Below are 8,900 nucleotides of genomic sequence, written 5' to 3'. Positions count from 1 at the left end.
GCCCCGACGACCCCGCCCCGACGACCCGCCGGCCTAGCTAGATGAGCCCGTGCTCCGACAGGTAGTCCAGCTGCGCCCGCACCGACAGCTCGGCCGCCGGCCACAGCGACCGGTCCACGTCCGCGTACACGTGGGCCACGATCTCGCCCGCCTGGCGGTAGCCGTCCTCGACCGCCGTCTCGACCTGGGCGAGCCGGTGGGCGCGATGGGCGAGATAGAACTCGACGGCGCCCTGGGCGTCGTCGAGGACGGGACCGTGGCCCGGGAGGACGGTGTGCACGCCGTCGTCGACGGTCAGCGACCGCAGGCGCCGCAGCGAGTCGAGATAGTCCCCGAGACGGCCGTCAGGGTGGGCCACGACCGTCGTTCCGCGCCCCAGGATGGTGTCACCGGTCAGAACGGCCTGGTCGGCCGGGAGATGGAAGCACAGCGAGTCGGCGGTGTGACCGGGCGTGGGGACGACCCGCAGTTCCAGCCCGCCGACGGTCACCACGTCACCCGCGCCCAGCCCCTCGTCCCCGAGCCGCAGTGCCGGGTCCAGCGCGCGCACCTTGGTCCCCGTCAGCCCGGCGAACCGCTCCGCGCCCTCCGCGTGGTCGGGGTGCCCGTGCGTGAGCAGCGTCAGCGCGATCCGTTTCCCGGCCTTCTCCGCCGTGTCGAGGACGTTGTGCAGGTGGCCGTCGTCCAGTGGCCCCGGGTCGACGACGACGGCCAGTTCGGAGTCGGGCTCGGACAGGATCCAGGTGTTCGTGCCGTCGAGCGTCATCGCGGACGCGTTGGGCGCGAGCACGTTGACGGCGCGCGGGGTGGCGAGGCCCGAGAGGACCCCGCCCCGTGGCTGGCCGGGAAGTGCGGAGGCGTCCGTCATGCGAGGGCCTCTTCCAGGACGTTGCTCATGCGGAGGTTCCCCCCGTCGGGATGTGCTTGGTGAACTCGTCGTGACCGGGCCAGGAGAGGACGATCCCGCCGTCCTCCAGGCGTGCCTGCGCCAGGACGGGGGTCATGTCGCGGTCCGGCGCGGCGGCCAGTGCCTCCGCGGCCGTGGCGTATGGGGCGAGCTGACGCAGGGTCGCGATGGTGGGCGGCATCATCAGCAGGTCGCCCTTGTCGTACGCCTCGGCCGCGTCCTGGGGACGGATCCACACGGTGCGGTCGGCCTCCGTGGAGGCGTTGCGGGTGCGCTGGCCCTCCGGGAGGGCGGCCACGAAGAACCAGGTGTCGTAGCGGCGGGGCTCGAACTCCGGAGTGATCCACCGGGTCCAGACACCGAGGAGGTCGGAGCGCAGCACCAGCCCCCTGCGCTCCAGGAACTCCGCGAAGGACAGGTCGCGGGCCGCCACGGCCGCGCGGTCCGCCTCCCAGTCCTCCCCCGTCGTGTCGCCGACCACGGTGTCGGCGGTCGGGCCCGCGAGGAGGACGCCCGCCTCCTCGTACGTCTCCCGTACGGCCGCGCAGACGATGGCCTGGGCGCCGGTCTCGTCGACCCCCAGCCTGTCGGCCCACCACGCGCGTGTGGGGCCCGCCCAGCGGATGTGACGCTCGTCATCACGGGGATCCACGCCGCCGCCCGGGTACGCGTACGCGCCTCCGGCGAAGGCCATGGAGGCGCGTCTGCGCAGCATGTGCACCACGGGGGTGTCGGCGGTGTCCTTGAGCAGGATGACCGTGGCCGCCCGCTTGGGGACGACCGGGGTGAGCGTGCCCTCTGCCAGTTCGCGGATGCGATCCGGCCACTCCGGGGGGTACCACTGGCCGTTCGCCTGACCGTTCGCCATGGCCGGAGGCTATCCCGTAGTGCCCTGATGTTCGAGAGGCAACAATCGGTGGCTCCAGGAGCGCGCTTTTGCCTGGCTCCGGAGCCGTAGGTCAGCCCTCCGTCAGCTCCACCTGGATCTCGACCTCCACGGGCGCGTCCAGCGGGAGCACGGCCACGCCGACGGCGCTGCGGGCGTGGACGCCCTTGTCGCCGAGGACCTCGCCGAGCAGTTCGCTGGCGCCGTTGAGGACGGCGGGCTGGCCCGTGAAGTCGGCGGCCGAGGCGACGAAGCCCACGACCTTCACCACGCGCGCGACGCGGTCGAGGTCACCGGCGACGGACTTGACCGCGGCGAGCGCGTTGAGCGCACAGGTGCGGGCCAGGTCCTTGGCCTCCTCCGGGGTGACCTCCGCGCCGACCTTGCCGGTGACCGGCAGCTTGCCGTCCACCATGGGCAGCTGGCCGGCCGTGTACACGTACACGCCGGACCGCACGGCGGGCTGGTACGTGGCCAGCGGCGGCACGACCTCGGGCAGGCTCAGTCCGAGCTCCGCCAGCTTCGCCTCGACGGCACTCACGCCTGCTTCTCCCGCTTCAGGTAGGCCACCAGTTGCTCGGGGTTGTTCGGCCCGGGCACGACCTGGACGAGCTCCCAGCCGTCCTCGCCCCAGGTGTCCAGAATCTGCTTCGTGGCGTGGACGAGCAGCGGCACGGTTGCGTATTCCCACTTGGTCATGCGGCCGACTTTAGCCGCTGCGCCACACGGCTCATGCGGCCGACCACAGCCGCGTTATCCACAGCCTCCGGCGTAGCCCGCACGCGGACTGGTTAGGCTCGAAGACGTGAGCAGGCTCCAGGTCGTCAGCGGCAAGGGCGGTACCGGCAAGACCACGGTCGCCGCAGCACTCGCGCTCGCCCTCGCGACCGAGGGCAAGCGCACACTCCTCGTTGAGGTGGAGGGCAGACAAGGAATCGCACAACTCTTCGAGACGGAAGCGCTGCCGTACGGGGAACGGAAGATCGCCGTGGCTCCGGGCGGTGGCGAGGTGTACGCGCTCGCGATCGACCCCGAACTGGCCCTTCTGGACTACCTCCAGATGTTCTACAAGCTGGGCAGCGCCGGCCGCGCCCTGAAGAAGCTCGGCGCCATCGACTTCGCCACCACCATCGCGCCGGGCCTCAGGGACGTACTCCTGACCGGCAAGGCGTGCGAGGCGGTGCGCCGCAAGGACAAGAGCGGCCGGTTCACGTACGACTACGTGGTGATGGACGCACCGCCCACGGGCCGCATCACCCGTTTCCTGAACGTGAACGACGAGGTGGCGGGCCTGGCGAAGATCGGCCCGATACACAATCAGGCGCAGGCGGTGATGCGGGTCCTGAAGTCCCGCGAGACCGCCGTGCACCTGGTGACGCTCCTGGAGGAGATGCCCGTCCAGGAGACCGTGGACGGCATCGCGGAGCTGCGCTCGGCCCGGCTGCCGGTGGGCCGGATCATCGTGAACATGGTGCGTCCCGCCGTACTCGACGGCGGCGACCTGGAGTTCCTGCAAGCCGCGTCCCGTCCTTCCATCGCCAAGTCGCTCTCGGCGGCCGGGCTCGGCGGAGCACGGCGCGGCGGCAACGCCGAGCGGCTCGTGGAGCCGCTGCTGGAGCAGGCCGACGAGTACGCCGAGCGCCACACCCTGGAGCACGAGCAGCGGGCCGTGCTGCGGGAGCTGGGCCTGCCGCTGCACGAACTCCCGCTGCTCGCCGAGGGCATGGACCTGGCGGGCCTCTACGAACTGGCCACGGAACTGCGTCAGCAAGGGATCTCATGAGTCCGGACCCTGCCTCCACCCACGACTCGGCCCACCCGCACGACCCCAATCGAGCGATCGACTCCGCCCGCGCCCTGGCGGTCGATCCACTGATCGACGACCCGAAGACCCGCATCGTGGTGTGCTGCGGCTCCGGAGGCGTCGGCAAGACGACCACCGCGGCGGCCCTCGGTCTGCGTGCCGCCGAGCGCGGCCGCAAGGTCGTGGTGCTCACCATCGACCCGGCCCGCAGGCTGGCGCAGTCCATGGGCATCGACTCACTGGACAACGTGCCGCGCCGGGTGAAGGGCATCGACGACACCGCCGGCGGCGAACTGCACGCCATGATGCTCGACATGAAGCGCACCTTCGACGAGATCGTCGAGGCGCACGCGGACCCCGAGCGGGCGGCCGCCATCCTGGGCAACCCCTTCTACCAGTCGCTCTCGGCGGGCTTCGCGGGCACGCAGGAGTACATGGCGATGGAGAAGCTGGGGCAGCTGCGCGCGCGGGACGAGTGGGACCTGATCATCGTCGACACGCCGCCGTCGCGCTCCGCGCTGGACTTCCTGGACGCCCCGAAACGGCTCGGTTCCTTCCTGGACGGGAAGCTGATCCGGGTGCTGCTGGCACCGGCGAAGGTGGGCGGACGCGCGGGGATGAAGTTCCTGAACGTCGGGATGTCGATGATGACGGGCGCCCTGGGGAAGCTCCTGGGAGGCCAGCTCCTGAAGGACGTGCAGACCTTCGTGGCCGCCATGGACTCGATGTTCGGCGGGTTCCGCACGCGTGCGGACGCCACGTACAAGCTGCTGCAGGCTCCCGGCACGGCGTTCCTGGTGGTGGCGGCCCCGGAGCGCGACGCGTTGCGCGAGGCCGCGTACTTCGTGGAGCGTCTGGCCGCCGAGGACATGCCGCTCGCCGGTCTGGTGCTCAACCGGGTCCACGGCAGTGGCGCCGCCCAGCTGTCCGCCGAGCGCGCGCTCGCCGCCGCGGAGAACCTCGACCTCGCCGCCGATCCTGCTGATCCTGCTGATCCTGCCGACCCGAGCGATCCCGGCGCGGCCGACCCCGCCGCCACGGAAAATCTTGCCGATCCCCGCATTGTCGATCAGGTGGGCGGGAAAGTAGGACTTCGTAACTCTCCCGACACGTACGGCAGTTCAGAATCTCCGGCATCCGAGGGTCACGCGTCCGAGGTTCCCCCGCTCGAAGCAGGCTCCCCCGCCGCAGACCGGGCCACCGCGGACCGGACGGACAGGACCGTCACGGACGCGACGGACAGGACCGTCGACCAACTCGCCGCAGGCCTGTTGAGGTTGCACGCCGAGCGCATGCAGTTGCTCTCTCGCGAGCAGCGCACGCGCGACCGCTTCACCGCGCTCCACCCCGAGGTGGCCGTCGCCGAAGTGGCCGCGCTGCCCGGCGATGTCCATGACCTCGCGGGACTGCGGAACATCGGGGACCGCCTCGCGGCCATACAGCCGGAGCTGCCCACGACCGGTGCCTGAGCACCGGTACGGACACCTGGGGCACCCGGAAGTCGGCACACCTGCCCGACGCGCCGACGCCCCATGGGCGCCCTCAGTGGACCCGGCAGTGAACTCCAACACGGAGCGGTGAACTCCAACGGCGTGAGTCGCCCTCAGCTCGCGCAGCTCACAGCCCGCTCAGCTCACCGCGGCGTAGTTCTCGTACACCTCTTCCTCGTCGAGGGGCAGCAGGCCCGCACCGCGCTCGTACTCCGTACGCGCGGTCTCCAGCAGCCTGCGCCACGACGTGACGGTCGGACGCCTGCGCAGCAGTGCGCGGCGCTCGCGCTCCGTCATGCCTCCCCACACGCCGAACTCGACGCGGTTGTCCAGCGCGTCGGCCAGGCACTCCGTGCGCACCGGACATCCGGTGCACACCGCCTTGGCCCTGTTCTGCGCTGCTCCCTGAACGAACAGTTCATCCGGATCGGTAGTGCGGCAGGCAGCCTGCGCACTCCAGTCGGTAACCCAGCCCATACCGGCGCCGTCCTCTCCCGAATCGAGGCTCCCCCACGGCGGCAGCGGCATATTCACCGCCGCCAGTTGAGGACGTTACGGAAGGCGGGCACAGCGCAACACCCCCTTCGGGCCCAATCTTGAATGGCCCGAACGGACTATGGGTAAGCGGCAGATCACCCGCGGGAGTGACCTGAGGACATACGTGACTTTCCCGCCAGAACGGGACAGTTGCGCTGCGCCACAACGGACGCCATGTGACACACGAGGCGGATTCGGACACGCCCCCGGAAAAAAGTGGGGAGAACGTCGGAACGATTCGGGTTCGCCAGACGTACTTGATACGTGGGCCTACTGCTGTGACAGTCGAGAGCAGCTTAGGCCAAGGCATATACGCGTGTCCGGCGATTGAGAACGTAGGCTGCCCTCATGCCAAACAAGCGCTCGGGCGGGGGCCTGTCGTCAACGCAGCAGGCCGCCAAGTTCCTCGGTGTCAGCGTGCTCGCGGGAGCCGTCATGGCGGGCATCGCGTTGCCCGCGGTCGGCGCACTGGGGCTGGCCGCGAAGGGGTCGGTCGAGGGGTTCGACGAACTCCCCGCCAATCTGAAGCGCCCGCCGCTGAGCCAGCGCACGACGATCCTCGACAGCGACGGCGGCCAGATCGCCACGGTCTACTCCCGTGACCGCACGGTGGTCGAGCTCAAGGACATCGCGCCCGTCATGCAGAAGGCGATCGTCGCCATCGAGGACTCGCGCTTCTACCAGCACGGCGCCGTCGACCTGAAGGGTGTCCTCCGCGCCCTCAACAAGAACGCGCAGAGCGGCGGTGTCGAGGAGGGCGCGTCCACGCTGACGCAGCAGCTCGTGAAGAACGTCGCGGTGGAGGAGGCCGGCGACGACCCGACGAAGGTCGCCCAGGCCACCCAGCAGACCATCGGCCGCAAGATCGCCGAGCTGAGGCGCGCGATCCAGCTCGAGGAAGAGCTCGGCAAGAAGCAGATCCTGGAGAACTACCTCAACATCACGTTCTTCGGGCAGCAGGCATACGGCGTCGAGGCCGCCGCGCAACGCTACTTCTCCAAGTCCGCGAAGGACCTGGACCTCGACGAGGCGGCGCTCCTCGCCGGCATCGTCCAGTCGCCGACGCGTTACGACCCGATCAACGACGAGGCGGAGGCCAAGAAGCGTCGCAACGTGGTGCTGCAGCGCATGGCCCAGGTCGGCGACATCACCCGCGCGCAGGCGGTCAAGGCCCAGAAGGCACCCCTCGGACTCGACGTCAGCAAGCCGAAGAACGGCTGCATCACGGCGGTCAAGGGAGCCGGCTTCTTCTGCGACTACGTGCGCGAGGTGTTCCTGAACGACCCGGTCTTCGGCAAGACCAAGGAGGCCCGGGCCAAGATCTGGAACCAGGGCGGCCTGACGATCCGGACGACGATGGACCCGCAGGCCCAGAAGTCGGTCCAGAGCTCGATCAAGGAGCACGTCAGACAGCGCGACGGTGTGGCGACCGCCGCCACGATCGTCCAGCCCGGCACCGGCAAGATCCTGGCGATGGGTCAGTCCCGCCCGTACGGCATCGACACCAAGCAGAACGAGACGACGATCAATCTCTCGGTCGACAAGGACATGGGCGGCGGCGCCGGCTACCAGCCCGGTTCGACGTTCAAGCCGATCGTCGCCGCGGCCGCCATCGAGGACGGCATGTCCCCGACGAAGCGGTTCTCGTCGCCGTACGAGATGGCCTACCCGAGCCCGATCTCGGCCTGCGACGGCAAGAACTGGGTGAACACCGACGGCGCGAAGCTCACCAACGAGAACGAGTCGGAGGTCGGCCCGTACGGCATGAAGGAGGCGACCGCGAAGTCGGTCAACACCTACTACGTGCAGCTGATCTCCGACATCGGTATCTGCCCGGTCACGAAGATGGCCAAGGAGATGGGCGTCAACCGCGCGGACGGCGCCAAGATGGGCCAGAACCCGTCGATCGCCCTGGGCACCCAGGAGATGTCGCCGCTGACGATGGCGAACGCGTACGCGACCTTCGCCTCACGCGGCACGTACTGCACGCCGATCGCCATCCAGTCGATCAAGCAGCGCGTCGGCGGGAAGACGAAGTCGCTCACCGTCCCGAAGTCGACCTGCCACCGCGCGATGTCGGAGACCACCGCCGACACGATCAACACCCTCCTCAAGGGCGTGGTCGAGGACGGTACGGGTACGCAGGCGGGCCTCGGCAGCCGCCCCAGCGCCGGTAAGACCGGTACGACGGACTTCCGCTACGCGGCCTGGTTCGTGGGCTACACCCCGAACATGGCGGGTGCCGTCTGGGTCGGCGACCCGGCGCACAAGCGGCGCATGGTCGACATCACCATCGGCGGCGTCTACCGCGCGAAGGTGTACGGCGGTGAGGTCCCCGGCCCGATCTGGCGCGACATGATGGCCGGCGCCCTGCAGGGCTGGGAGGCGCCGAACTTCAACCTGATCAACATCCCCGACGAGCGCAAGCGCGACCGTGACCGCGACCGGGACGATGACGACGACAACGGGAACGGGAACGGCAACAACGGCGGCCTGATCAACGGCGGCACCGGCACCTTCCCCACCCCGTCCTTCTCCATCCCGGAGAACATCTTCCAGGGCCAGGGGAACGGCGGCAGCAACGGGAACGGGAACGGCGGGTTCGGCCGTTGATCGGTTGACCGTCCGCTAGCGATACGGCGGTGGGGTGCCCCTTTCATCAAGGGCACCCCACCGCCGTATCAGGACCGGGGCCTACCGGCCACAGGCTCGGGGCTACCAACCAGAGGCTCGGGCTACTCAGCCACCCGCGAGGAGCTGCTTGACCACCGCGGCGACGCGGCCGCCCTCGGCCTGACCCGCCACCTTCGGGTTGACGATCTTCATGACCTGGCCCATCGCACGCGGGCCCTCAGCGCCGGCCGCCTTCGCCTCCTCGACGGCCTGGGCGACGATCTGCTGGAGCTCCTCGTCCGAGAGCTGCTTCGGCAGGTACGTGGCGAGGACCTCGCCCTCCGCCTTCTCCCGTTCGGCCTGCTCGGCCCGGCCACCGTGTGCGAAGGCGTCCGCGGCCTCGCGCCGCTTCTTCGCCTCCTTGGTGATCACCTTCAGGACCTCGTCGTCGGAGAGCTCGCGCTTCTCCTTGCCCGCGACCTCCTCCTTGGTGATCGCGGCGAGCGTCAGCCGGAGCGTCGAGGAGCGGAGCTCGTCGCGCTCCTTGATCGCGGCGTTGAGGTCTTCCTGCAGCTTCGACTTGAGCGTGGTCATGGGGTTGATTGTCGCAGGTGCTCAGGGGCAGCCGCCCGTAGATTTCACGGGGCGTGGCCGGGGCGTGGC

Annotated in this window: 9 protein-coding genes; 3 read left to right on the top strand and 6 right to left on the bottom strand. The window is 69.6% G+C overall.

The window, feature by feature from the left end; translation table 11 throughout:
* Positions 1–37: 37 nt before the first annotated feature.
* The 4 genes from FNH08_RS36715 to FNH08_RS36700 all read right to left on the bottom strand — a co-directional run bounded on the left by FNH08_RS36715 (position 38) and on the right by FNH08_RS36700 (position 2,492).
* Positions 38–868, bottom strand: coding sequence for an MBL fold metallo-hydrolase (locus FNH08_RS36715; RefSeq protein ID WP_152775862.1), 831 nt, complete (start codon positions 866–868; stop codon positions 38–40).
* A 25-nt stretch (positions 869–893) separates the two neighbouring features.
* Complete coding sequence (locus FNH08_RS36710) at positions 894–1,775, bottom strand: NUDIX hydrolase (protein ID WP_152775861.1); 882 nt, start codon at positions 1,773–1,775, stop codon at positions 894–896.
* 91 nt (positions 1,776–1,866) lie between these two features.
* Entirely contained in the window at positions 1,867–2,334 is a 468-nt protein-coding gene (locus FNH08_RS36705; RefSeq protein ID WP_322726078.1) for a RidA family protein, read from the bottom strand.
* Positions 2,331–2,492 (bottom strand): DUF4177 domain-containing protein, encoded by a 162-nt coding sequence (locus FNH08_RS36700; RefSeq protein WP_003975360.1) that lies wholly within the window; start codon positions 2,490–2,492, stop codon positions 2,331–2,333. Before FNH08_RS36700 ends, FNH08_RS36705 begins: the two co-directional genes overlap by 4 nt.
* Before the next feature lie 106 nt (positions 2,493–2,598).
* Here FNH08_RS36700 and FNH08_RS36695 point away from each other — a divergent pair, with 106 nt between their 5' ends.
* Together FNH08_RS36695 and FNH08_RS36690 are read left to right on the top strand one after the other, a co-directional pair.
* The gene (locus FNH08_RS36695; RefSeq protein ID WP_322726077.1) at positions 2,599–3,576 is read left to right on the top strand and encodes an ArsA family ATPase; all 978 of its coding nucleotides are present in this window, start codon (positions 2,599–2,601) and stop codon (positions 3,574–3,576) included.
* Positions 3,573–5,066, top strand: a complete 1,494-nt coding sequence (locus FNH08_RS36690) for an ArsA family ATPase (RefSeq protein WP_152775859.1) — start codon at positions 3,573–3,575, stop codon at positions 5,064–5,066. Before FNH08_RS36695 ends, FNH08_RS36690 begins: the two co-directional genes overlap by 4 nt.
* Positions 5,067–5,225: 159 nt before the next feature.
* Here the strand turns inward: FNH08_RS36690 and wblA are convergent, their stop codons facing one another.
* The gene (gene wblA / locus FNH08_RS36685; protein ID WP_194238732.1) at positions 5,226–5,564 is read right to left on the bottom strand and encodes a transcriptional regulator WblA; all 339 of its coding nucleotides are present in this window, start codon (positions 5,562–5,564) and stop codon (positions 5,226–5,228) included.
* Positions 5,565–5,972: 408 nt separating this feature from the next.
* On the opposite strand from wblA, the gene FNH08_RS36675 reads away from it, so the two are divergent.
* The gene (locus FNH08_RS36675) at positions 5,973–8,237 is read left to right on the top strand and encodes a transglycosylase domain-containing protein (RefSeq protein ID WP_152775857.1); all 2,265 of its coding nucleotides are present in this window, start codon (positions 5,973–5,975) and stop codon (positions 8,235–8,237) included.
* 126 nt (positions 8,238–8,363) lie between these two features.
* Here the strand turns inward: FNH08_RS36675 and FNH08_RS36670 are convergent, their stop codons facing one another.
* Positions 8,364–8,831: a GatB/YqeY domain-containing protein gene (locus FNH08_RS36670; protein ID WP_152775856.1), complete on the bottom strand. Its 468-nt coding sequence runs from the start codon at positions 8,829–8,831 to the stop codon at positions 8,364–8,366.
* Between the last annotated feature and the right edge of the window lie 69 nt (positions 8,832–8,900).

Origin of the sequence: Streptomyces spongiae (genome assembly GCF_009377185.1) — a bacterium.
In the GTDB taxonomy this organism is placed as follows: Bacteria; Actinomycetota; Actinomycetes; order Streptomycetales; family Streptomycetaceae; genus Streptomyces; species Streptomyces spongiae.
This window is presented reverse-complemented; position numbering and strand designations above follow the sequence as displayed.